Below are 24,780 nucleotides of genomic sequence, written 5' to 3' on the forward strand. Positions count from 1 at the left end.
GACCCCCGCCCTGAGCGGGAAGGGGTCGTTTGGATTACAGGTTCAGCTTGCCGGGGAAGTAATGCTCGTAAGCGAGCGTATAGTCGGGCGAGTTCATCAACTCGTAATAGACCACCTGGTCGACCCATGCGCGCTGGCTGTCGAGGCACTTCTTCATGAAGGGATCCTGCTCCAGCTCTGGGATAAGTTCGTCCCAGGCGTCAAGTTGGGCCGCAAGAATCTCTTCCGAGGTCCGCTGCACATCGACACCGGCCTCGTCGCGCAGATAGGCCAGATCGGCCGAGTAGCGCCGCGCTGCCTTGGCGGTATTGGCGGTGGAGACGGCCTCGACACCGTGGATCAGGATCGCCCTCAGATCGGGCTCCATATCTTCCATCGTCAAGCCATTGAACAGGAATTCAAAGCTTTCTGACGCCTGATGATACGAGGACAGGATGTAGTTCTTGGCGACGTCCTGCGCACCGAAATCGCGGTCCGAAGAGGGGTTGTTGAACTCGAACGCGTCGATCACACCACGCTCCATCGCGGGCACGATCTCACCACCGGGAAGCTGCGCCACCGACATGCCGAGTTTGTTCATCAGATCGGCGGCAAGCCCCACAGTGCGGTACTTGAAACCATCGAGATCAGACACCTGACTGACCGGGTCCTTGAACCAGCCAAAGGGCTGTGCGGGCATTGGGAAAGCCATGTAGCCGTCCACGTCAAGGCCCATGATGTCCTGCGTGAGTTCATCATAAAGCGCCTTGCCGCCACCTTCGTAGAACCAGTTCAGCATCGTGGTGGCCGAACCCCCAAAAACCGGCCCGGTGCCAAAGAGCGAGGCCGCCTTGTTCTTGCCATACCAGTAGACCGGCACGTCGTGACCGATATCCAGAAGCCCGTCATTGACTGCATCAAGCACCTGAAACGCGCCGACGACGGCACCGGCTGGCAGCAGATCGATCTTGAGCCGCCCGCCTGCCATCGCCTCGACGCGGGTGACGTAATCCTGTGCCATTTCCTGCCAGATGTTGGAGGCAGGCCAAGATGTCTGCATCTTGAGGACCATCGGTGCCTGCGCCAAAACCGCTGGCGCGGCAAGGCCCGCAACCCCTGCGGCACTGCCGCCAAGGGCTGCTTTTCTCAAAAAGGATCGGCGTCCCATCTTATTGGTATCTGTCATTTTCTACCTCCCCGTGAAAATGAATCGGCGCAGCACAGTGGCGCGCACGATTTGCATTGTCCAATCTGGTCGAACTCCCCCCGACCAGCGGTGCCACACTTTCACCGCACTGTGCGGATATCAAGGAAAAACTTTAGAATTGCGAAGCACTTCTACTTTAAGGCGTCAGGCAGGATCGGTGGCTATTCCAAAGACAACCTTAGCGATTGGAATGCGTATTTCCCCCCCCTTGTCAGAGGCTCACGCGGTCCTCACCGTGTAGGCGAAGTTCTGTCCAAATCGTCCGGACAAATCCAGGCCACTCAGGTGGTATCACGCAGCGGCCTGGACCGGCATGTCGTTCTTTTGATCAACCAAAGCGTTGTGCAATGCGGCAATTGCTGGGTTCACGAATTGCCGTTCCAGAATGAACTGCACATCGACATTGCGCGGGCCTTGGCTGGCACCGATGACTTCCAGTCCCGCATCGGCGATCGCTTGCAATCCGCGGGTCAGAACCGACAATCCAGCCAAATCACGCCCGATCACCGACGCCATGCCAATCGCGCGCGAGGAGATTTCAGCAGCAGGGTACAGGCTTGCAAGGTCTTTCTCGACTCGGCGCAGCACCTTCATGGATGTATCGACATAATGCGTGATCGTGTTGGCATTGGACACTTTCGAGACAATGCGCACATCGTGCCGTGTCAGTATATTGAGGATTGCGCTGTCATATCCTTTGACACCCACCATATCCTGCTCGAACAGCTCTAGCGCGAAAAGCTCCAGTCCGGTCACGATTTCAACCGCCGCCGTTTCCGGGGCTTGATCGTCGATCAAGGTGCCTGGGTCATCGGGCTCAAAGGCGTTGGTGACGCGCAATGGAACTTCGGCCTGTCGCAGGGTTTTCGCCGCTTTGGGGTGGATCGCTTCCATTCCCATATTGGACAGCTGATCGGCAACATCGTAATTCGTGCGCCCCAACTTGCGGACAGACTTGATGCCCGGAAGATTTGGATCAGCGGAAGACAGTTGAAATTCCTTGTGAATGATCGCCTCGCGCGCCCCGGTCAACGCTGCCAGTTGGGAAAACGTAACCTCGGAGTAGCCGCGATCATATTGGCTCATCAGACCTTCAGCGCATTGCGCATAGCCTGTCACGATGGGCATTTCCGTCGAGGGGTCAATGCCGTCCATCGCGGTCCGAATCCGCTCCTCAAGGGTGACATTCCCTTCCTGGCGCCAACCGGACAGATCGACAAACCGCGCGTTCACCTGCGCGCGTTGCAACATCAGCGTTGTGACAAAGGCGGAATGTGCCTCCCCCAGACCAGAGAGCAACTCGCGTGTTTGCGCCATGTTCTCTGACAGGCGGAAATGCCCATAAGAACACAAGCGCTGCAGGTCGATCAGGCAATTGCGGGCATTGAGCAGGCGATCATCGACAAAAGCGTTGGCACGTTCAATGTCGGCAGAATTGCCAAGCACCTGACTATGCGCGTCCGTCATCGCCTCGGACACGCGATCCAGACATTCAAACCAGCCATGATCGCTATCCTGGTTGGCAAAGGCGGCAAACACTCCGGGCTGGCCGGTTTTTTTGTGCTCCAGCAAAAGATTGGTGATGCCGCTAAAGGCGGACACCACAAAAATACGCCCATAAAGCGCGTCGCCTTCGCGGCCTCGGATGATCAGACTGTCGCACAGTTCATTGATACGGCTCATGGATGTGCCGCCGATTTTTTCTACGGTGTGGCTCATGTCAGGCATCCTCTGCGGGTGCGTAAGAACCGTCTTCACGATGCACCTCTGTGCCGGTGACAGGGGGATTAAAGACACAGGCCATGACCAGTTCTTCTTCCGCCCGAAGTGTATGACGGTCGTGCTCGTTCAGCGCGTACATCACACCCGGATGGATCTGATGCGTTTCGCCAGTTGCAAGATCGGTGATCGAACCTTTGCCCTGCACGCAATACACGCTTTCAAAGTGATGCTTGTATTCGAACGTGTGTTCGGACCCGGCGTCCAGAAAGGTGATGTGAAAGGAAAAACCCATTCCGTCATCGGCCAACAACATTCGCACAGATGACCAATTCGCATCTGTCACCACGCGGTTGCGTTCGGTTTTGACAATTTCATTGAAGTCACGGACGATCATGAATCATTCTCCCGCCATTGCGTGTTTTTCTTGTCCAACCGTCACGTCCCATGTCGCATCCTTTAGGATTTCAAGACCGGTCTGCAAGGTAGCATCCGGAATTGTCAAAGGAGCAAGCACCTTCACGACTTCGTCGTAGGCACCGGATGTTTCGATGATCAGGCCCTTTTCAAACGCCCTTGCGCAGATCTCCTCGGCCAAGTCGCCCGACCCAACATCAACGCCCTGCATCATGCCACGCCCCTTCAGCGTCGCCCCCGGGACAAGCGCTGCCACGTCCTGCAACCCTTCGGTCAGGGCTTCTGATTTCTTGGCGATGTCATGCTCGAAGGAATCATCAGACCAGAATTTTTCCAAAGCGACCCGTGCCGTTACAAATGCATGTGTGTTGCCCCGGAATGTGCCGTTGTGTTCTGCTGGTTTCCAGATGTCGTGTTTTGGCTTCACCAACAACGCCGCGAAGGGCAAGCCCATTCCGGAAAAGCTCTTTGCCATCGGGATCAAATCGGGCTCTATCCCCATCTTTTCGAATGAGAAGAACGTGCCGGTGCGACCGCAACCGGCCTGGATGTCATCAATAATCAACAACGCACCGTGCTTTTTGGCCAGCTTGGCGATGCCGCGCAGCCACTTCGTTGATGCGGCGTTCAGGCCGCCTTCGCCTTGAACGGGTTCGACGATGAACGCAGCCGGAGCATCCACACCGCTTGACGGGTTTTCCAACAAGGTTTCGATCTGCGCCAAGGTATCGGCATCATTGCCGAACGCGCCTTCGAACGGCATCCGCGAAACACCGCACAGCGGCCCACCGCCGGCCCCGTCCCGCTTGGCAGCGTTGCCTGTGCAGGACAACGCGCCCATCGTCATTCCGTGAAATCCGTTGGTAAAGGCGATGATATTGCGGCGACCTGTTACTTTACGCGCCAGTTTCATTGCTGCTTCGACGGCATTGGTGCCGGTTGGACCGGTCATCATAACTTTGTAGTCCATACCGCGCGGTTTCAGAATGATATTTTCAAACGCGGCAAGAAACTGGGCTTTTGCGTCGGTGTGCATGTCCAGGCCATGGGTGACACCGTCGGCCATGATATGATCGACCAGCGCTTTTTTCATGTCTGGATCGTTGTGTCCGTAGTTAAGCGAAGAACATCCGGCGAGGAAATCAATATAGGTCCGACCGGACTCATCCGTCATTTCAGCGCCTTGGGCTTTGACGAAGGTGGTTTCAAAGCTTCGGCAATATGACCGGGCTTCGCTTTCGCGGCGTTCAAATATTGTCTCTGAGGTCATGTCTTTAGGCATAGCTTTTCCTTTCGCATTCGATGCGTTGGATAATTGGGGTCAGTGTTGATTTCAGGCTGCGTGTTGCAGCGTGCCGCGTTCGGGAAGCGTGATCGTGACCATGTGTTCGGTCTCGTGCTGGCCGGCAAAATGCGCGTCCCGGTCGAAATGTGATGCGTGCTGCAAATCGCCGCCGACGGCGAATGCAAAGCTTTTGAACAAGGCCCATGACGCGTCGTTGTCGCGCGTGATCGTGGTTTTGAGCGCGACCGCATCGCGAGCGCTATCGCGATTGATCAGCTCCAGAAGCATTTTCTTGCCAAGCCCCAGCCCGCGCGCATTCGGGCTGACAGCAACCTGCCAGACGAAAAGCTCTTTGGTGTTGGGAATAATGTGGCCAGAGATCCAGCCCAAGATGGCACCCTCGAATTCGGCGACCACGCAGGTATCGCGAAAATGATCCGCTTGGATCAGATTTGCATACATCGAGTTCTCGTCAAGAGGTTTGCAGCTTTTGATCAAGCTCCAGATATCTGCGCCGTCGCTAGGGTCTGGCGTGCGTAGGCGAAGGCTCGGGGTGGTCGAAGCGGTCATATCTTCGGGCATGGGTCCTCATCAAAATTGCTGCTTCGTAGATAAAGGACTGAAAAAATAATTCAACCAGTGAAGCACAATTTTGTGCGCTTATACGGAAATTTAGGCAAAAAACCCCCATAAATGTAAAAAACTCCACAAAAATAGCTTAGCATTCTGAATGGTATCCTTAGTAAAGCTAATATATTTTCTAAATATACTTCGTACGTTGAAATTTCTGCAGATGCTGTGGCATAATCCGTTTATGGAAAGCCCGTCTTCGGAACGCATTGATGAATGCCTCATTGCCCTGCGGCGCATTCTGCGCGCGACGTCGATGTACGATCGCGAACTTGCCAACGCGACAGGTGTCACACCAGCGCAGCTGCGGGTTCTGCAGCTTTTGGATTTCAAAGACAACTTTACGATGACGCCAAAGGCTTTGGCCGCCCAGATGGGCATTGCGCAGGCCACCGTGACGGCCATCATCGACAAACTGCAAGCGTCTGGTATGCTGACACGCAACCGGTCGGAAACCGACCGGCGTCAGACAAATCTGGCAATCACAGAGGTCGGCCGTGCAACCGTGCACGCCGCGCCAGACGCTCTTCAACAACGGTTTGTGCGCGCCTTTGATCGGATGCATGATTGGGAGCAATCCCAGCTTGTTGCATCCTTGCAACGCGTCGCATCCATGTTGGATGCCAATGATCTTGATGCATCACCGGTGCTCACAACGCGGGAACTTCATGCATCGACAAAGTGAACCGGACGCGATGTTCGTGGTGTGTGCGTATCGTTTGAAACCCATTTGTCAAACAGCGCGCTTAACTGGTTTTGACTTTGATCAAGGTCTCTCCGCGCATAGGTGCTAAGCATCCTTCAGAGGAGTTGCTACGCGGGTCGAACCGTGCCGATACAGTGCGTGAATGTAAGGTGCGGCGGTCGTCAGGCGGGAGGATAACAGGTGACACAATCTGTCTGGACGCGACGTAGAGTTCTGCAAATAGCGGCTGCGCTGCCATTTGCAGGCGTATCAGCACATGCATGGGCGGAAGCGCCGGTTGCGCAGTGGCGTGGCACGGCTTTGGGCGCTGACTCGCAAATCGTGCTGTCCGGTTTGGATCAGGATGAGGCCGCCCCTGTTTTCGCGCTAGTGCGTGACGAGATCGCGCGCCTTGAAAGCATCTTTAGCCTCTATGACCGAATGTCAGAGCTGTCGCGATTGAACTCAGACAAGACTTTGGCGCGCCCGTCGCCAGAGCTGATTGAGGTGCTTGATCTGTCGCACACGGTCTGGTCCGCTTCGTTCGGAGCATTTGACCCAACGGTGCAGCCGCTGTGGCAGGCGCGCGCGATGGACCTGGAACAGCCAGCTGACAAGTATACCTTTGCTGATGTTCTGTTTTCATCTGACCTTGTCACCCTTCGGCCGAATATGGCGCTCACGCTGAACGGAGTTGCGCAGGGGTATATCACTGACCAAATCGCCGACATGCTACGAGGGCAGGGTTTGGTCGATGTTGTGGTCGACGCAGGCGAGCAGCGGGTGCTGGGCACGCGACCGGATGGAACCGCTTGGCGGGCGGGTGTTGCGGATTCTGCCGGTCAGGTTGTTAAGATGATATCACTACGGGATCACGCGCTTGCCACATCTTCGGGTGCGGGAACCCTGCTGGGGCAGGGGGCGGGGCATATCCTTGACGCGCGAACGGGAGTGTCGGCGGACCTGTGGTCCACGCTTAGCATCACGCATGATCATGCGGCGGTTGCCGATGCCGTTTCGACAGCCGCCTGTTGTTTGACCGAGACCGAAACCGACCATCTTTTGAAAGCGTTTGACGGTGCGAAAATCGCCTATCGGGCAAAAAGCTAGTCTTTGGCAACAAGTGCGCGCAACGCGGCCGGGTTTTCGATCTGGGCATGGTGCCCCTTGATACGCACGCCATGGTTTCGCAAATCCGAAAAAGTGCGCGACAATTGTTGCGGGCTTGTTCCAAGCTGCGCTGCAATCAGCGATTTACTGAAGGGCAGTGTCACCTGAGTCGGGGTTTCCATGTCTGCGTTCAGATCCAGCAGAAATTTGGCCAGACGCTCCCGAATGGTATTGGATTTCAGCTCTTCGATCTGGTCCACCAAAGCGTGGAGTTTTTGATACTGCGAGGCAAGCGTATGCGCCAGCATCCTGCGGTCAGTTTGCATCAAATCAAGCAGTGACGCGCCGTGCATGGACAAGACCCGCAATTCGGTCATGGCTTGCGCAGACGCGGGATACGCCTTGCCAAGCAAAGCCGCAGCTTCGGCAAGTGTGTCTCCTTTTTGGAATGTGGCGATTAACGTGTTGGACCCGTCACGTTCATCGCGGGTGATTTGTGCCCATCCCTCCAGGATCAGAAAAAAATCATGACCGGCATCGCCTTGCTGAAACAGATAGTCTGATCGCCCAAGCGTTTTGATCGTTCCCCGCGCCGCAAAATCCGCAATCTCATCCGGGTGCATCGCCGAGCAAAGGGCAGATGTCTTCAGGACATCGCGATCCTGCCGCGTAAGAAGAGACGCATCCATGAGCTGTTTCCTTGGGCAATTGCTGTTTAGGCTTAGCGGGAGGTGTCGTGCTTTTGCGTCATTGCGAATGTCTGTTTAAGCGCTCTTCCACTGGAAAGCGACAGGGCGTGTCCGGTGCGATCTGGGATAAGTTTGCAGGCGACCTGTCCCCATAGCCAACCAGCGGCAATACGTCACTGACTGTTCCGCCGTCACTCTATCCACTGGTGTTTGAGCCTTTGTCGCAACGCATATTGAGCGGACGTGTTGCGCTGCTCAGATTTGCAAAAGTCCCGGTTCACATTTTTCGCTCAGAAATTTGAGGAATCACAAAGACAGACCAAACTGTCAACTTATTGTGACACAAAATTGTTTCCTGGATGTACCGGGACTCACTATGTGCAGCGGCCTAGCCAGCCTGCTGCAGGAACTAAGGGACGCTGCAGAATGGATTGTATGTTTGAAACGGCCTGTGAGGCTGCGATATTTCAACATGTGTCGAAGGATAATGCGCTGAATCTGATCAAAAACTCTGTTATGCGCCGTGTAAACCGCGGAGCCTCTATCTTTCTTCAGGGCGAAGCGGCACACAGTTTGTTTATCGTGCTGGATGGTTGGATCAAAACATATCGCATGACACCGTGCGGCAATGAGGCCGTTGTCGGAGTGTTTACAAAATCTGACACATTCGGCGAGGAAGCCGCCGTTCCGGATCAGACATTCCTGGCAGGCGCAGAAGCTGTGACCGAAGCCGCTGTTTTGCAGATCGAGTCGGAATTTCTGTCCAAGGCAATGGCAGAGGATCTGGCGCTGTGCCAGTCTATGCTGTCAGGCGCCCTGCATCAAAAAAGCTGTCTTGTTCAGCATGTCGAACAGTTGAAAAGCCACACGGCTGGACAAAGGATCGCCGATTTTTTGCTATCCTTGTGTCGGGATGAAAAAGGCAACTGCACAGTCATACTGCCCTATGACAAGGTTTTGATAGCCGCCTGGCTTGGCATGAAGCCGGAATCTTTGTCTCGGGCGTTTCGGCGGCTCAGGCTTTATGGCGTGACAATCAAAAAGAACCACGCAGTGATTGAATCAGTGGAACGTTTGTTGGACTATGCCGACGAAGACCCCGCAGAGGCATGGAGCGCGCGTGTATGACAGATCGACTTGGGAGTGTGCTTGCGGCGATTGACGCGGCAAATCGTGCTGATCCAAAGACAGACCTTGATGACACCGGAACAGAGCAGCCAGAGGCGTATCTTTACGGTGTCCGCATGACATCCGAGCTTGATCGATTATTTGGCGACAGCGCCAGTGATGTGCTGCGCATCGCGGCGCGTGGACAACATATCGAACGCTGGTTGCTCAAACGTTCAGAGTATCCAGAGGGCCGGGCAGGGTATCTGACCTGGCGCCGCGATCAAGGTCGCGCACACGGCGAACGTCTGGCTGGTCTTATGGCGGAAGCGGGGTATCCGGCAGATGCCTGCGATCGTGTTGGTGTTCTTTTGCGCAAAGAAGGTATCAAACGCGACAAGGAGGTTCAGCAGCTTGAGGACGTGATCTGTTTCACATTCCTGAAATGGTACTTCGCGCCTTTCGCCGCCAAACATCCCGAAGACAAGGTTCTGGATATCGTCGCCAAAACCGCACGCAAAATGTCGCCGGAGGCACGAAAACGTGTGCTGGCGGAATTCGACCTGCCTGCGCCCTTGGCAAATGCCGTGGACGCAGCCGCCTGACTCATGGTCACGCCGTGCGATTGCGGCGTTTGAGAACGATGCAAGTATGCGGGTCGTGGTAGATCATTTGGCACCGCAAACATAAAATACATTCATTCGGATTGATCCGACCGAGCGGGTCGATGGCCCCAACGGTGCATTTCTGTTCACATAACCGACATTCCCGCCCGCATTGGGGCCGACGGCGCAGCCAGTCAAAAATCTTGAGTTTGGCCGGGATCGCCAGGGCTGCACCCAGTGGGCAGATATAGCGGCAATAGGCCCGTTCTATGAACAGCCCTGCAAACAGGATAATTCCCACAAACAGCAGAAATGGCCAGGCCCGCATGAAACGCATCGAAATGACGGTTTTGAATGGTTCTGCTTCGGCAAGGATCAGCGCATCTTTCATTGAATAAAATGACAAGGCCAAAATAGACAGAAAGAGCGTGTATTTGATCACCCATAGTCGTTCATGAACGGCGTTGGGAACGACAATTTGTTTGATGCCCAGACGCTGCGCCGCTTGGTTCATGAGTTCTTGCAATGCGCCGAACGGACAAAGCCATCCGCAGAACACGCCCCGGCCCCAAAACAGCAAACCCAGCGCGGTAAAGCCCCACAGTGTGAAGATCATCGGCTCCATCAGGAAGGTTTCCCAACGGAATCCGGTTAGCAGGGAATGAAGAAACGCAACCACCTGCACCACCGAAAGCTGGGCTCCTAGAACCATGCCTAACCACAGAAATGTCGTCAGCAAGAACAGGGTGCGACCCCAGAACCAAAGCCGCGGCCGTTTGACAAAGGCATCCTGAAAAAACAGAATCAGGAACAGGATTGCGAGCATTATAAAGAGTGTGACAAGTGACAGGGTCTTGTCTTCCCAGGCCTCGCGCCATGCCGGAGGAGGGACCGGCACGGCCGTGGCGGGCCGCAAAAAGGTTTCGCCCAAAGCAAGCGATGCAGATATCGGCAGGACCTCGTCATCCCGCGTCGCCAGAATCGTCACGGTAAACGGTGACGACAGATCAATCTGATCACGCGGGATCGCAAAGAGGCTTGCGTCTTTGACCTCGGGTGCGCCCGCTGCCTCGAATTGATTCAAGCGTTGATACCCTTCCGAGAGGGGGGTGTATTCTATGCCGTTCTGTTCAACCACAACGCGGTCGAAGACGCCCGATCTGCGCCAGGCCGTGCCGCGATGCGAATGCAGCCCGCGTGAGGCCACCAGAAGCGCGTCGTGATTTGCGGGAACGGCTGCGATCGCACGTCGAAACCCCGGTGGACCCAGCAGGTTCTGACCAATGGTGGCAGGGTCCAGCACGCTGATCCATAGCTCAAGGAAGGTACCCTCTTTATCGGGGATCGGCGGATTGGCATTGGGCAGGGCTGCCCGCGCGTCGCGCAGGCTGACCCGGGTTGTGGCAAAGGCACCCATCCGCTCCAAGGCTGCCCATGTGGCGGGCTCATATGTGACACGCTCAAGGCCACCCGAATCGGATTGCGCCAAAACGCGCGCCGTGTGCAGAATCGAATCGCGAATCACACCTGTCGAAACGGTTGCCCGGCTGATGACATCAGGCGCATCGCCTTCAAGACCCTCAGGACCCATTCGCAGGCCAGCAAAACCACTGACATAATTCGCAATGTCCTCATCGGACAAACCAAGTGTCAGAATAGGCTCTGCATGGTCGACAAGCTGCGCCCCGGTGATGGTGCCAGACGCATTGACAGCAACCAGCATGTCAATCGGTTTTCCAGAGTACCCGGTTGATCGCAACAGATCCCAGGTGGAGCCGATATATCCTAAAAGGGTTCTGTCACCCGCCGAAATGATCCGCCATTTCGGTACAGGCTCATCTTCTTTTTGAATCAGGATATTGGCGTCATCCAGATCAAGCAATTGCGCGGCTTGCATGGTGTCCATACCGCTTTGTGACCATGCGGGATTGATCCCGAAAAGAGACAGGAAAGCGATGAGGAACGCGAAAGATATCGAAAATTTTTTCATGGCTGGGCCGAGTTAGGCACGCATTCCTTAGGAGCGTCTTGACCTAAGTCAAGGTCGCGCATGCCAGCGCCGTTTAGCCTGAACAAAGCCGAATTTTTTCGCAGTTGGAGCAACAACCATGTCCATTTCAACATTAACACGTTCAGTTGCGGCTGGGGCACTTCTGTCCCTTTCTGCCACGCTGGCATTTGCACAGGAAAAGCCTGCTGATCACGGCGATGACGCAGCGGGGGCCTATCAGCCCTCGATGACAACGCTGGGGCAGCTGCGGGTCGAAATCCCCGGTCGCAAGCCGGGTGATCCCGTGATGACACCGAGTGAATACCAGACGTCGAACCAGATTTACTTCGAACGCTGCGCTGGCTGTCACGGCGTTCTGCGCAAAGGTGCGACGGGTAAGGCTCTGACGCCGGATATCATGCGCGAAAACGGCTATGAATATGTGCGTGACTATATCACATACGGCTCGCCCGCTGGTATGCCCAACTGGGGTACGTCCGGCGATCTGACAGAAGAGCAGGTTGACGCGATGGCGCGTTACTTGCTGCTTGAGCCTGCCACGCCGCCAGAGTGGGGCATGGACAAGATGCGCGCCAGCTGGAAGGTGATTGTTCCGCCAGAGGAACGCCCGACAGAAAAGATGAACGATATCGATATCGACAATCTGTTCTCGGTTACCCTGCGGGATGCTGGTGAAATCGCGCTGATTGATGGCGCTGATTACGAAATCAAGACGATCATCGAAACCGGATATGCCGTCCATATCAGCCGGATTTCGGCCTCTGGTCGCTATCTGTTTGTCATCGGACGGGACGCCAAGGTCGTTATGATCGACCTTTGGATGGAAACACCTGGACCTGTGGCCGAGATCAAGGTCGGTTCCGAAGCGCGGTCTGTCGAAACGTCCAAGTTTGAAGGTTTCGAGGATAAATATGCCATTGCGGGCGCGTATTGGCCTCCGCAGTTTGTGATCATGGATGGCGATACGCTTGAGCCTCTGCGGATCAAATCGACACGCGGCATGACCTATGACGAACAGGAGTTCCACCCAGAACCCCGCGTCGCGGCGATTCTCGGATCACATTACAAGCCGGAGTTCCTGGTTAATGTGAAAGAGACCGGCAAGATCATGATGGTCGACTATTCCGATATTGATGCGCTCAAAACAACGGAAATCAACGCCGAGCGGTTCCTGCACGATGGCGGTCTGGACAGTACGCAGCGCTATTTCCTGACCGCAGCCAATGCGCGCGGCAAGATCGTTGTGATTGACACCAAGGAAAGCAAGAAGGTCGCGATCATCGAAACCGATGGCGAGACTCCGCATCCGGGCCGTGGTGCCAATATCGACCATCCGACCTACGGACCTGTTTGGGCAACCTCGCACCTTGGGGATGAAACTGTTGCTTTGATCGGCACAGACCCAGAAGGACATCCCGAGCATGCCTGGAAAATGGTGCAGCAGCTTTATGCGCTTGGTGGCGGATCTTTGTTCGTGAAGTCGCACCCGACATCGAACAACCTTTATGTCGATGCCACACTTAATCCCGATGCAGAGGTGTCCGGTTCGGTGGCTGTCTTCAAGATCGACGAGCTTGATCAGGAAGACCCGCAATATACCGTGCTTCCGATTGTTGAATGGGCCGGCATCGCCGAAGGCCAGCCCCGTGTTGTTCAGGGCGAATTCAACAAAGAAGGCAACGAGATCTGGTTCTCGGTCTGGAACGCGGCCAACCTCGAAAGTGCGATTGTCATCGTTGACGACAAGACACTTGAGATGAAGCACGTGATTAAAGACGAGCGATTGGTCACACCAACCGGCAAGTTCAACGTCTTCAACACACGTTCAGACGTTTACTAAAATCGTCGTGCTTTTCGGGCGCGGCAGGGTCTCCCTCCTGCCGCGCCCGGTTTTTCCCTTGTTCCAGGTTGGAACGCGAATTCAAGGACGCAATATGCTGAATGGATCAACCCAAGGTGAGGTTTTTCTGATCGGGGCAGGCCCCGGTGATCCGGAATTACTCACACTCAAGGCACTTCGCATGATGCAAGAGGCAGATGTGGTCGTGCACGATCGGCTTGTATCGCAAGCCATTCTCGACCTTATCCCAGCCAACGTTCAGCGCATTGATGTTGGTAAGAAGCCCAACCACCATCCGGTGCCACAACATGAGATCAATGCTTTGCTTTTGCGTCTTGCAGAGGCCGGACAGCGTGTTGCCCGCGTCAAAGGTGGCGATCCGATGATCTTTGGCCGCGGATCGGAAGAGGCCGCAGTCCTGCGCGACGCAGGTATCCCGGTTAGCTTTGCCCCGGGCATTACAGCCGCTCAGGGGGTTTCGGCATCTACGGGTGTCCCGTTGACCCATCGCGGCCTTGCCAAAAGCGTGCGCTACGTCACTGGCCACTGCCGTGGAGACATGCCGCTTGATCTTGATTGGGACGGGCTTGCCCATACCGACACCACGCTGGTCGTCTATATGGGCCACGCGAATATGCAGTATATTGCAGGCGAATTGATGAACCATGGGCTTCCGGCCGAACACCCCGTCCTGGTCGTGGTGAACGGAACGCGGCCAAATGAAACACGCCTGGTCACGCAACTGGGTGCGCTGCAAACGAAACGTGCCGTGATCCCGGTTCCCGGACCGGTTTTGTTCATTGTGGGTCGTGTTGTCAGCTTGCTTGACGATATGGGTCAAAACGCGACTGATGCGATTTTGGATGCGCCCGAATTGCGACAGGTGCTTCATGGCTAAGACGGCATTCCTTCTGGCGCTGATATTCCCCTTGGCCGCACTGGCCGAGACACCATTGTCGTCCTCGCATGAGGAACGACTGACGCATCTGGTGGTTCAGGATTGTGGATCTTGCCACGGGTTGAAAATGACCGGTGGATTGGGCAGCCCGATCACACCAGAAGCGCTGGAAGGTCGCACCGTCGATGGACTGCAAACCATAATCCTTGATGGCATCCCCGGCACCGCGATGCCGCCATGGCGCGCGTTGCTTACCGAAGCCGAGGCGGCCTGGATTGCCGCATATCTTCTAGAGGCCCGCGAATGAAACGGTTGATAGCCAGTCTTTTTGTCTCTTTGGGCCTCGCAAGCACGGCGATGGCACAGACAGAGGTACATGCCACCGGCGATCTGGGCGTTGTGATCGAGCGTGCCACCGGATCGGTGCTGATCGTTGACCAATCCGACATGGATGTGCTCGCCAGAGTTGACGGCTTTGGCGATCTGTCCCACGCCAGTGCGGTGTTTTCGCCCGATGAACGCTATGCCTATATTTTCGGTCGCGATGGTGCATTGACCAAACTCGACCTTGTTACTCAATCCATCGCCGGGCGGGTGATACAGGGCGGTAATTCCATCGGCGGCGCGATTTCCGATGACGGACAGTTGGTGGCAGTGTCAAATTACGAACCCGGCGGCGTGCGGGTGTTTGATGCAGACACGCTTGAAATGGTCGCGGACTTTCCAACAGGATCGAAAACCATCGGGCTTGTGGATGCTCCGGGCGACCGCTTTGTCTTTACGCTTTGGGATGACGGAGAAACCTGGATTGCGGATATGTCCGGCGATGCGCCGGAATTGACCAAGATCGCCGAGATCGGGATCAACCCATATGATGCGCTGATTACCGGTGATGGGCGCCGCTATATCGTTGGCCTGTTTGGCGAAGATGGTCTGACCACGTTGGATCTTTGGTCCGATACGCCGACAGCACAGCGTATTCTTCCAAATTACGGACGCGGGGAAGAGCCGTTGCCGGTCTACAAAATGCCGCATCTTGAAGGATGGGCGCTGGCCGGGGATCGGTTTGCGTTGCCGGCGGTTGGACGGCAAGAGGTGCTTTGGCTGGACGCACAGAACCTCACCGAACTGGGGCGCACGAAAACACATGGACAACCGATTTTTGCCGTTGCGCGACCGGACGGGCGCCATGTCTGGGTGAATTATGCTCATCCCAACAACGACACGGTCGAGGTGATCGACACCCAGTCTGGCGAGGTCATTCATACGCTGAACCCTGGTCCTGCGGTGTTGCACATGGAATTCACAGCACGGGGTCATCAGGTGTGGATGTCGGTGCGCGATGCGAATCGAATTGACATCTACGACACCGAAACATTTGAAAAGCTGGGCGAAATTCCCGCTGATACGCCATCCGGTATTTTCTTTACAGCAAGGGCACATCGCATTGGGCTTTGAGGAAACAAACCTGTCGCTGGACGCGCTGGACTGGCGGTTGATGAACGACTGGCAGCGGGCCTTACCGCTCGTTTCGCGTCCATTTCAGGTGATCGCTGATCACCTGGACACGACCGAGGCGCGCGTCATTGACCGGCTGCAAGCGTTGCTCAAATCAGGGGCCATCAGCCGGGTGGGGGCCACCTGTCGCCCCAATACACTGGCCGCCAGCACCCTGGCCGCAGTCGCCGCCCCTGAAGATCAGATTGAGACAGTCGCAAAAATCATCAACGCGCAGGAAGGCGTAAATCACTCTTACCAGCGCGAAAACGAATGGAACATCTGGTTTGTCGCCACCGGACCGACGCGGGCGTTTGTGAACGATATCCTGACGCGGATCAGCGATGAAACTGGATTGCGCGTGCTTGATCTTCGGCTGCGGCGCCCGTTCAACGTGGATCTTGGCTTTGCACTGGACGGCTCGAACGCGGTGCCTGCGCCGCGTGTGTATGTCGATGACATTGACATCGAAGATGGAGATCGCGCTTTGATGCAGGCCTTGTCAGATGGTTTACCGGTCATACCGGAACCCTTTGCATTCCTGGCCGACCGGTTTGGTCAAACCGAAGCAAAGGTGATCCATCGGGTCCGCGTATTGGCCGAGGCAGGAATATTGTCCCGACTTGGCCTGATCGTGCGCCATCGCGCGTTGGGTTGGCGTGCCAATGCGATGTGCGTATTTGTGGTGCCACCCGACAAGATCGAAGCCTGCGGTGCGGCTCTGACCAAAGTTCAGGGCGTGACGCTGTGTTACGAGCGCCGGGCTGAACCCGATGTCTGGCCCTATACGCTGTATTGCATGATCCACGGGCGCAGCCGGTCTGAAACACTGGATGTGCTAACGCAGGCGCGCGTTGCCGCCGGGATGGTCAATTATGAATACCGCATTTTGTTCAGCACCCGCTGTTTTCGCCAGCGCGGGGCCCTGATCGACGTTGCATCGGAGACACCGAATGGAAATTGACGACACCGACCGCCGGATCATCAACGCGCTGCAGTCGGGATTCCCGGTCGCCAAGCGCCCGTTTGCCGTGGCGGCAGAAGAGTTGGGTTTGACCGAAGCAGAGTTGATCGCGCGACTTGCCGCAATGAAAGAGGCAGGTGTAATCACCCGATTTGGCCCGTTCCTTGATGCCGCCGCGATGGGCGGTGCCTTCTGCCTGTGCGCGATGGAAATCCCCGAAGACCAGTTCGAAGAGATGACCAAAATCGTCAACGGATTTGACGAAGTTGCCCACAACTACGCCCGAGACCACCGCCTGAACATGTGGTTCGTGCTGGCGACGGAAACGCCAGAAGGGATTGGGGCAACGGCATCGCGGATCGAAGAGGCGACCGGGCTTCCGGTCTATCAATTCCCGAAACTCAAAGAGTTTTTCATCGGGTTCCGGGTGGCGGCATGAGCATATCTGTAGAAGACCGCGCCATCGTCAAAGCCTGCCAAGCGGGCCTGCCCTTTGTGTCAGAGCCTTACGCGGTGATTGCCGATCAGCTTGGCATCGACGAAGACCACATGATGTCCCGTCTTGATGCGCTGATGGGGCAGGGGATCATCCGCCGGATTGGCATTGCGCCCAACCATTACAAGCTGGGCATGGTCGCCAATGGCATGACCGTCTGGGATGTCGACGATACCCAAGCCGAAGAGCTGGGCGCGTTGGTTGGCGCGATGGAGGACGTCACCCATTGCTACCTGCGCCCCCGTCACCTGCCGCTGTGGCCCTACAACCTGTTTGCGATGCTGCATGGTGCCGACCGTGCCGAGGTCGAGGCCAAACGCCAGCATCTGCGCGGGTTCCTTGGCGACGCTGTGCGCAGCTGTGATGTGCTCTATTCCACCCAAATTCTCAAGAAAACCGGATTGCGGCTAACCGCAAAGAAGGGAACCTGATGTTTCGTTTGACCCAATATATGGAGCAACTGATCACGCCAACGCCGCCGCGCCAAAGACGCGGTGATGTGCGCCCTGTGGTGATCTGGAACCTGACGCGGCGCTGTAACCTGAAATGCCGTCATTGCTATACCACTTCGTCCGACAACGTCTTTCCCGGTGAATTGTCGACCGAACAGGCGCTTGGCGTGATTGATGATCTGGCCGAATTCAAAATCCCTGCACTGATCCTGTCGGGCGGGGAACCCTTGTCGCGGCCGGACCTGTTCGAACTGGCGCGCTATGCCCGCACGAAAGTGCGTTATCTCGCCTTGTCGACCAACGGCACGCGGATTGATGAAGCGGCGGTGAAAGAGATCGCCGAGATCGGATTTAACTACGTTGGCATCAGCATCGATGGCGTGGGGGCGACCAATGACTGGTTCCGTGGCCAGGAGGGCGCGTTTGACGAAGCATTGGCAGGTGCGCGGCTTTGCAAAGAGCATGGCATCAAGGTGGGCCTGCGCTTTACCCCGACCGAGGACAACGCGGATCAACTGGGCGATATCCTTGATCTGTGCGAGGCCGAGGGCATCGACAAATTCTATGTCTCGCATCTGGTCTACGCAGGCCGCGGCAACAAGAATCGGGGCGAAGATGCCGGACACTCGCGTGCGCGCAAATGCGTAGATCTATTGCTCGACCGCGCCTGGACAGCCTTACAAAACGGCAAGCACTTTGAGGTCGTCACCGGCAACAACGATGCCGACGCAGTGCGCTTTCTCAACTGGGCGTCCGAGCGGTTCCCAGAGGAAAAGATCGCCCATCTGACCCGGCATCTAGAGGCATGGGGCGGCAATTCGTCGGGCGTTGGCGTGGCCAATATCGACCCCACCGGCAAGGTGCATCCCGACACCTATTGGTCGGACTACACCGTCGGCAATGTCAAACAGACCAAGTTTTCAGAACTATGGACAGGCGATGATGCCATGCTCGCGCTTCTGCGCACCCGGCCACGTCCGCTCAAGGGGCGCTGTGGTGCCTGTGCGTATCAATCGGTCTGTGGTGGCAACACGCGCATTCGCGCCCTGCAACTGACGGGCGATCCGTGGGAGGAAGATCCCGCATGTTATCTGAGTGACGCGGAAATCGGTGTCGAGGACGCCACTCCGCGCGTTGAACTTCGTAAATTTACAGGGAAACGGCATGATCCGGCGCATCTTTTCAGCTAGTCTTTTGGCGCTTTTGCCGATTGTTGCACAATCGGACCCCGCCGTGACATACGCCACGCATTGTGCGGTCTGCCATGGCGATGACCGCCTTGGCGGGCTTGGTCCTGCGTTGATCCCGGAAAGCCTGCGCAGATTGAAGGGCGATGATCTGATTGCGGTGATTGGCAAAGGCCGCATCAGCACGCAAATGCCCGGATTTGACGATCAGATCACGCCGGACGACATGGCCGAATTGGCGGCATTCCTTCATACGCCCCTGCCGGATATCCCGGTTTGGGACGCGGACCGCATTGCCGAAACGCTTGAGGTGAACCCCGACTATGTCGCGCCCGATGCGCCGCAGCACAATGCCGATCCTCTGAACATTTTTGTCGTCGTCGAAACCGGCGATCACCATATCAGCATCGTGGATGGCGACCGGTTTGAGGTGCTGGCCCGCTTGCCCACTCCTTTGGCCGTCCATGGGGGACCGAAATTCAGTCCCGATGGGCGATATGTGTTTGTCATGTCGCGTGACGGATGGGTCCAGAAAATTGATCTTTGGTCGATGAAAGAGGTCGCCCGCCTGCGCGCCGGAGTAAACAGCCGCAATATTGCGATGTCGAAAGACGGGAAATTTCTGGCCGTGGCCAACTACCTGCCGCACAGCCTGACCATCCTGTCTACCGAAGACCTCTCGGTGCAGAAAATCTTTGATGTGATCGGCAAAGAGGGCGAAAGCTCTCGGGTGTCAGCGGTCTATCAAGCCCCACAGCGCAATAGTTTTATTCTGGCTCTCAAAGACATCCCGGAAATCTGGGAAGTCGCCACAGATCCAAATGCCGAACCCGTCTACGAGGGGTTTGTGCACAGTCACGAAAAAGATATGGTCGAGGGCATCCCGTCGTCACAAGGTCTTTTTGCGCGCAAACGGATCGAGTTGGAAGAACCGCTGGACGACTTTTTCTTTACCCCTGACTACCGGTTCCTGATCGGTGCCGCGCGGGAAAGCGAAAATGGCGTTGTGGTAAACCTGAATGTCGGTCGCCCCACCCACGAACTGCCGCTGTCCGGGCTTCCGCATCTGGGTTCTGGTATTTCGTGGATATATCAGGGCCGCCGGGTTATGGCGACGCCGCATCTGCGCGAGGCAAAGCTGTCGGTGATCGACGTTGAGACATGGCAAATTGTGACCCAGATCGACACAATGGGTCCGGGCTTCTTTTTGCGCAGTCACGAAAATTCGCAATATCTTTGGGCAGATGTGTTCTTTGGCCCGAACCGCGATGTGATGCACGTGATTGACAAAGACACGCTTGAGATCGTGAAAACCCTGCGTCCTGCTCCGGGCCAGACCGCAGCCCATGTTGAATTTGACCGGACCGGTGAACACGCGCTGGTCAGCCTTTGGGAAGAGGACGGCGCGGTGATTGTCTATGACGCGGCGACCTTGGAAGAGGTCAAACGACTGCCAATGAGCAAACCCTCTGGCAAATACAATGTGCACAACAAGATCACGTTTTCGGATGGGACAAGTCATTGACCGGCATTCTGATGATCCGAGACATGCCACGGTATGAAACGCCGTGGCGCGTGTCACTTATCGCAGAGTAGGAAAATAGTCCGAGGGCGAGGTGCGGACGTGATCGAAACTGCTGTCAGAGTGGGTCAGAAGCTCGACAATCGGTTCGGTGACCCTGTCGTCCTCGGTGCGGGAATTCGACAATGACAGGCTCCGGATCGCAAGGATGCCTTGTTCCATAGGATTGTCGAAGGCCGCTGCCAGAACGCTTCCGTTTTCCAAACCCCTCCGCACCGAATGGTTGACATATGTTGAAAGAAGCGCCGGAGGATCGGGCATGTTCTGCGCCGCCAGAAACCCGAAAGCCGTTTCAATCGCGGGGGCGTTTCCGATGATGTAATCGACATCTGGGTATTGCGAAATTGCGCGCTCCAACTGATCCAATTGTGCCCGCACCCCAGTGTCGGCGGCAAACACATCAAGAATTTTAACGGCGCTATTCGCCAGACCCTGGCGCAACCCTTGCTCAAGTGGACCAGTCCATCCCGCTTCCTTTGGTCCGGTTAGAAAAACCGCAGTTTGGACCGCGGTTCCCGTCGGATGCATCTGACCAAGATATTCGCCCAGAACCCGGCCCATATCCGTCCAATCGACACCGATACGCCCGGAAAGTTCCGGCGATTTCAGCGCATTTACCAAGCCAAACACCGGTGTAGTTCGGGCCACACGCGCAATGGCGTCGGTCAGTTCCGGATGATCCGACGTCACAGCACCAATCAGAATGCCATCCGCGCCCCTGTCGACACAGGTGTCCAACTGCGCGATCTGGGTGGCACGGGCGCGATAGCCGCCTGCCTCAAAGAACAGCAGTGAAATATCCTGACGTGCGGCCTCCTGTTCGAGCCCGTATCCAACACTGAGCCAGTACTCATCCTTGAAATGCGGGACAAGCACACAGATAAGACGCGTTTTCTGTGCGTTGGCGCTTGTGATCAGTATCGTTGCACAAAGCCCGACAGCAATCATTGTGCCGGCAAAAGCGGCCCCGTACTGTTGGACAATGCGACGAACAAGCTTTGACACGAGACTGATCCAGATCCTGAGCGCAATGGCAGCTTTGGCCATTATCGTGGGCATCGCTGCAATTGCGGTCAACCGGTATCTGGTCTATGCGCACAATACACTGGTTCAAGACACGCTGCCTGCCATCGAACTTGCCAGCAGGATTGGCGCATCCGCAGAATTGGTCGGGTCACTTGCATCGTCGTTCGTCGAGGCCGACACTCCCGAAGCGCTGGACCAAGTTGCAACCGCGCTTGAGCAGGCGGTCGTGACCATCGAAGAGGGCGCGCTGTCACTGGCGGATTTGCAACCGTCCGATACGGTGGCCCCTAAAACGTCGCGCGCGCAACAGATTGTCGAACGCATGACCGCAAACGCGCGGGATGTCTTGCGCCTTGAAGCCCGCATTGATGAACAGATGTTGACGCTTGCGCAAAACGGCGCGCGGTTGGACACGTTGATTACAGCAGAGACGGATCTCGCCCGTCTTAGAATTACCGCTGGTATCGCCGATCTGTATGCAGACCCGAGCGACTCTCCCCGGCAAACACTTGATGATTTGGCGGATCGGTATTTCTTTGCCTTTGAACGTCTGACCGAACTGGCGCGGATATCGGACGCCGTGCGGTTGCAGTTTCAACGGGTGCCTGTGATGCGCAGCAAGGCAGAGGTCAACGCAGCGCGGCAAAGGATATCGACAAATATCAACACCGTGTTGCGCCGCGTTCTGTTTATGCCGTCGCCCGTGTCTGCGGCGGAAGCGACAGAGCTTTTGAAAAGTCAGCAAGGCGCCTTGGACTCGGGTGGTCTGCTTGATCTGCAGATCGAATTGATTGAGCAGCAAAACCAGATCCTGCAAGACCGGGTGCTTTTGCAAGATATTATCTCGAACTTGTTTCAACAGGCGCGCGAAACCCGCGACAGGGTGCAAGCCGACGGGTTGGCCCGGATTGCAGCGGTCGATCGACAATCGACCTGGATGCTGGGTGGATTGCTGGCGCTCGTCGCAACGGTGATCGCGCTTGGCGGCACCCTTTGGTTCTATGCCCGAAAACAGTTGATCGCGCGACTTGCCAATATCTCTCGCCGGATCGTTGCGGTGGCGCGGGGCCAGTATGGCGATCCTATCGCGATCAGCGGGCCAGATGAAATCGGCCGCATGGAAAAAGCGCTGAATATCCTGCGCAACCGCGCCCGCGACGCTGCGCGACTTCGGGACAGTCTGGAAGAGGAGGTGATCGCACGGACGGGTGATGTTGTCGCACAAATGCAGGCTTCGGATGCGGCCAACCGCAGCAAAACCGAATTTCTTGCCAGAATGAGCCACGAAATCCGGACACCCTTAAATGGCATTATCGGAATGCTGGATCTTTTAGAGGCCGAAACCAAAGACACAGAACGCAAAGAGCGGGTTCACACGGCGCTGACATCCGCCCAAAACCTGTTGGAGATCACAAACGATATTCTTAACTTTGCAAGCAGCGAGGACAGCACAAATCGTGTAACGCCAGTGCATTTCATACTACGCGATCTGGTCGGGCAGATGGGACATCAGCTGCAATCACTGGCTGTGCAAAAAGGTCTGACATGGGGTGTGGACCTAGCAGAGCCTGCACCGCCGGTTCTGTTCGGCGATATGGTCAAAATCCGTCAGGTGGTCGCCAACCTGATTTCCAACGCAGTGAAGTATACCAAAGCCGGGACAGTAACCTTGACCGTAGATCACGCCATTGACGAAGTGACAGATCAGCCTGTTGTCAGCTTCAGCGTCATCGACACCGGTGTCGGCATGAGCCGCGAAGCCGTATCCTCTGCCTTTGAGGCGTATACCCGTGCGGATTCTGCACAGCGTTCCGCGATTGAGGGATTGGGGCTTGGGCTTGCCATTTCGCGGACCCTGACAGAGGCTTTGGGCGGCTCGCTTTCCATCGAAAGCGAGGTTGGCGTCGGCAGCCGTTTTACCTTGACCGTGCCACTGGCCATGGGTGATCCGGATCTTGTGAAACCCGACGAGCGCCATTCCCCAGAGGCCCCCATGGATCATCGCGTGTTGGTCATTGATGATCATCCGGTCAACCTTATGGTTGCGCGTGGCTATCTGGAACGGTTGGGATGTCATGTCACAGAGGCCAAAACCGGCGGTGATGGTTTGCGGGCAGTCACAGCACAGACATTCGATCTGGTTTTGATTGATCTGGACTTGCCCGACATGCGCGGAGAAGAGGTTGCGGCGCAAATTGGTCAAACGGATGATGGTCCGTTGTTGGTCGCGTTGACCGCTCATCTGATCGAGGATACCGCCGAAAACCGGGCACAGATTGGCGTCGCACGCATTCTGGCCAAACCAATCTCGCCCCGTGCATTGACCGACGTCTTGAACCGGCCCAAATCAAAAGAGGCCAGTCGTGTGGTGGATAGTCTGCGCGGAGATATTGCCGATCTTGGAGCCGAGACCACACAGCAGATTGTTCAAGAGTTCCTTGATGATTTGCCAAAATCAATCGAAACGATGCGAACTGCAGCACCAGAGCTACAGCGCAAGCTGGCGCATCGTTTGAAAGGGGCCGCGTCGAATTTTCGGTTGGATGGCCTGTGCAAAGCATTGGCGCAGGTGGAAAAAAGCACGGGCGGTGCCGGAAAGGACCTGCTTGATGAAGTACGCGCGCAAGCGGGCGACGCCGCCGACACACTTAGGGCCGGGCTTCAAACGGTTTGTGGATCGACAAAATGATAGCCTTTGCCATGTTCTGTTAAGATCCACTCTGGGGCGGCTGGGTCGTTTTCGAGTTTCTTGCGAAGCCGTCCGACGACCACGTCAATCATCCGATCATTAGATCGCATCGCGTCGCGCCCCATCATCTCGGCCAATCGCCCGCGGCTCAGGGTTTGACCGGGATGATCAGCGAGCGCTGTCATCACTTCAAATTCCTGTTTGGTCAATGTTTCGGTCCGCGCAGCTGACACCAACCGGCGGCGGATGCGGTCAAAGCACCAGGGACCAAAATCGGTGACGGGTGGTGCCCCTTGCGGCGCTTGTCCAATGTCGGCAATGCGGGCCAGCAGGTTCTTGACCCGCGCGGCCAGCTCGCGTTTGTCAAACGGTTTGGTGACATAATCATCGGCACCCATTTCAAGCCCGACAATCTTGTCGACTTGATCGTCGCGTGCGGTCAAAAGGATTATTCCAACCCGCGACACGGCGCGCTGTTCTCGGGTGATGGTCAGCCCGTCTTTGCCGTCCAGATTGATGTCCACCAGCAAAAGCTCTGGTGGGTCCATTGCGATGATCTCTTCCATGTCGTCAGCGTTTTCGGCTTCGCTGACTCGATTCCCCTGCTCTCGCAGATAGGCCGCCAAACGCATCCGCGTGATGCGGTCGTCTTCGACGATGAGGATATGTTGGCTCATAGTGTGGATATTACATTTCTTTACATTT

Annotated in this window: 23 protein-coding genes; 14 read left to right on the forward strand and 9 right to left on the reverse strand. The window is 56.2% G+C overall.

Annotated elements, in window-relative coordinates:
• Positions 1 to 34 precede the first annotated feature (34 nt).
• From ACG74X_RS16635 to ectA, 5 genes are all read right to left on the reverse strand, one after another.
• Positions 35 to 1,165 carry a TRAP transporter substrate-binding protein gene (locus tag ACG74X_RS16635; RefSeq protein ID WP_411236306.1) on the reverse strand — a complete coding sequence of 377 codons (1,131 nt, stop codon included), beginning with the start codon at positions 1,163 to 1,165 and terminating at the stop codon, positions 35 to 37.
• Positions 1,166 to 1,477: 312 nt separating this feature from the next.
• Complete coding sequence (locus tag ACG74X_RS16640) at positions 1,478 to 2,905, reverse strand: aspartate kinase (RefSeq protein WP_411236307.1); 1,428 nt, start codon at positions 2,903 to 2,905, stop codon at positions 1,478 to 1,480.
• Position 2,906: 1 nt separating this feature from the next.
• A complete protein-coding gene (locus ACG74X_RS16645) occupies positions 2,907 to 3,302 on the reverse strand; it encodes an ectoine synthase (RefSeq protein WP_411236308.1) in 396 nt (131 codons plus the stop codon).
• Between the two features lie 3 nt (positions 3,303 to 3,305).
• Complete coding sequence (gene ectB, locus ACG74X_RS16650) at positions 3,306 to 4,604, reverse strand: diaminobutyrate--2-oxoglutarate transaminase (RefSeq protein WP_411236309.1); 1,299 nt, start codon at positions 4,602 to 4,604, stop codon at positions 3,306 to 3,308.
• Positions 4,605 to 4,655: 51 nt separating this feature from the next.
• Positions 4,656 to 5,189, reverse strand: coding sequence for a diaminobutyrate acetyltransferase (ectA, locus tag ACG74X_RS16655; RefSeq protein WP_411236311.1), 534 nt, complete (start codon positions 5,187 to 5,189; stop codon positions 4,656 to 4,658).
• A 232-nt stretch (positions 5,190 to 5,421) separates the two neighbouring features.
• On the opposite strand from ectA, the gene ACG74X_RS16660 reads away from it, so the two are divergent.
• Entirely contained in the window at positions 5,422 to 5,922 is a 501-nt protein-coding gene (locus tag ACG74X_RS16660; protein ID WP_411236361.1) for a MarR family winged helix-turn-helix transcriptional regulator, read from the forward strand.
• A 201-nt stretch (positions 5,923 to 6,123) separates the two neighbouring features.
• Positions 6,124 to 7,032, forward strand: a complete 909-nt coding sequence (locus ACG74X_RS16665) for an FAD:protein FMN transferase (RefSeq protein ID WP_411236313.1) — start codon at positions 6,124 to 6,126, stop codon at positions 7,030 to 7,032.
• Here ACG74X_RS16665 and ACG74X_RS16670 read toward each other — a convergent pair.
• On the reverse strand, positions 7,029 to 7,721 hold the full coding sequence (locus ACG74X_RS16670) for a Crp/Fnr family transcriptional regulator (protein ID WP_411236315.1): 693 nt from the start codon (positions 7,719 to 7,721) through the stop codon (positions 7,029 to 7,031). The two genes, ACG74X_RS16665 and ACG74X_RS16670, sit on opposite strands and share 4 nt — an antisense overlap.
• Before the next feature lie 243 nt (positions 7,722 to 7,964).
• On the opposite strand from ACG74X_RS16670, the gene ACG74X_RS16675 reads away from it, so the two are divergent.
• Complete coding sequence (locus tag ACG74X_RS16675) at positions 7,965 to 8,849, forward strand: Crp/Fnr family transcriptional regulator (RefSeq protein WP_411236317.1); 885 nt, start codon at positions 7,965 to 7,967, stop codon at positions 8,847 to 8,849.
• Positions 8,846 to 9,433, forward strand: a complete 588-nt coding sequence (locus ACG74X_RS16680) for a DUF4202 domain-containing protein (protein ID WP_411236319.1) — start codon at positions 8,846 to 8,848, stop codon at positions 9,431 to 9,433. The genes ACG74X_RS16675 and ACG74X_RS16680 overlap by 4 nt, the downstream gene beginning before the upstream one ends.
• Positions 9,434 to 9,440: 7 nt before the next feature.
• On the opposite strand, the gene ACG74X_RS16685 is transcribed toward ACG74X_RS16680, so the two are convergent.
• Positions 9,441 to 11,423, reverse strand: coding sequence for a 4Fe-4S binding protein (locus ACG74X_RS16685; protein ID WP_411236320.1), 1,983 nt, complete (start codon positions 11,421 to 11,423; stop codon positions 9,441 to 9,443).
• Between the two features lie 118 nt (positions 11,424 to 11,541).
• Between ACG74X_RS16685 and ACG74X_RS16690 the strand changes: the two genes are divergently transcribed.
• The 9 genes from ACG74X_RS16690 (at position 11,542) to ACG74X_RS16730 (ending at position 20,303) form a co-directional block, all read left to right on the forward strand.
• Positions 11,542 to 13,284 (forward strand): cytochrome D1 domain-containing protein, encoded by a 1,743-nt coding sequence (locus tag ACG74X_RS16690; protein WP_411236322.1) that lies wholly within the window; start codon positions 11,542 to 11,544, stop codon positions 13,282 to 13,284.
• Between the two features lie 94 nt (positions 13,285 to 13,378).
• A complete protein-coding gene (gene cobA, locus ACG74X_RS16695) occupies positions 13,379 to 14,182 on the forward strand; it encodes a uroporphyrinogen-III C-methyltransferase (protein WP_411236323.1) in 804 nt (267 codons plus the stop codon).
• Positions 14,175 to 14,489 (forward strand): c-type cytochrome, encoded by a 315-nt coding sequence (locus tag ACG74X_RS16700; protein ID WP_411236324.1) that lies wholly within the window; start codon positions 14,175 to 14,177, stop codon positions 14,487 to 14,489. Before cobA ends, ACG74X_RS16700 begins: the two co-directional genes overlap by 8 nt.
• Complete coding sequence (locus ACG74X_RS16705; protein WP_411236326.1) at positions 14,486 to 15,640, forward strand: cytochrome D1 domain-containing protein; 1,155 nt, start codon at positions 14,486 to 14,488, stop codon at positions 15,638 to 15,640. The genes ACG74X_RS16700 and ACG74X_RS16705 overlap by 4 nt, the downstream gene beginning before the upstream one ends.
• Before the next feature lie 10 nt (positions 15,641 to 15,650).
• Complete coding sequence (locus ACG74X_RS16710) at positions 15,651 to 16,643, forward strand: Lrp/AsnC family transcriptional regulator (protein WP_411236362.1); 993 nt, start codon at positions 15,651 to 15,653, stop codon at positions 16,641 to 16,643.
• Entirely contained in the window at positions 16,633 to 17,082 is a 450-nt protein-coding gene (locus ACG74X_RS16715) for an Lrp/AsnC family transcriptional regulator (protein WP_411236328.1), read from the forward strand. Before ACG74X_RS16710 ends, ACG74X_RS16715 begins: the two co-directional genes overlap by 11 nt.
• Entirely contained in the window at positions 17,079 to 17,570 is a 492-nt protein-coding gene (locus ACG74X_RS16720) for an Lrp/AsnC family transcriptional regulator (protein WP_411236330.1), read from the forward strand. Before ACG74X_RS16715 ends, ACG74X_RS16720 begins: the two co-directional genes overlap by 4 nt.
• The gene (nirJ, locus tag ACG74X_RS16725) at positions 17,570 to 18,781 is read left to right on the forward strand and encodes a heme d1 biosynthesis radical SAM protein NirJ (protein ID WP_411236332.1); all 1,212 of its coding nucleotides are present in this window, start codon (positions 17,570 to 17,572) and stop codon (positions 18,779 to 18,781) included. Before ACG74X_RS16720 ends, nirJ begins: the two co-directional genes overlap by 1 nt.
• Positions 18,756 to 20,303 carry a cytochrome D1 domain-containing protein gene (locus tag ACG74X_RS16730; RefSeq protein ID WP_411236333.1) on the forward strand — a complete coding sequence of 516 codons (1,548 nt, stop codon included), beginning with the start codon at positions 18,756 to 18,758 and terminating at the stop codon, positions 20,301 to 20,303. The genes nirJ and ACG74X_RS16730 overlap by 26 nt, the downstream gene beginning before the upstream one ends.
• 57 nt (positions 20,304 to 20,360) lie before the next feature.
• On the opposite strand, the gene torT is transcribed toward ACG74X_RS16730, so the two are convergent.
• Positions 20,361 to 21,365 carry a TMAO reductase system periplasmic protein TorT gene (torT, locus tag ACG74X_RS16735; RefSeq protein ID WP_411236334.1) on the reverse strand — a complete coding sequence of 335 codons (1,005 nt, stop codon included), beginning with the start codon at positions 21,363 to 21,365 and terminating at the stop codon, positions 20,361 to 20,363.
• Here torT and ACG74X_RS16740 point away from each other — a divergent pair.
• Positions 21,343 to 24,075 carry an ATP-binding protein gene (locus tag ACG74X_RS16740; RefSeq protein ID WP_411236336.1) on the forward strand — a complete coding sequence of 911 codons (2,733 nt, stop codon included), beginning with the start codon at positions 21,343 to 21,345 and terminating at the stop codon, positions 24,073 to 24,075. The two genes, torT and ACG74X_RS16740, sit on opposite strands and share 23 nt — an antisense overlap.
• Here the strand turns inward: ACG74X_RS16740 and ACG74X_RS16745 are convergent.
• Positions 24,048 to 24,752 carry a response regulator gene (locus ACG74X_RS16745; RefSeq protein WP_411236337.1) on the reverse strand — a complete coding sequence of 235 codons (705 nt, stop codon included), beginning with the start codon at positions 24,750 to 24,752 and terminating at the stop codon, positions 24,048 to 24,050. The genes ACG74X_RS16740 and ACG74X_RS16745 overlap by 28 nt on opposite strands.
• Positions 24,753 to 24,780 lie beyond the last annotated feature (28 nt).

Origin of the sequence: Marivita sp. S0852, from assembly GCF_046591575.1 — a bacterium.
GTDB lineage: Bacteria > Pseudomonadota > Alphaproteobacteria > Rhodobacterales > Rhodobacteraceae > Marivita.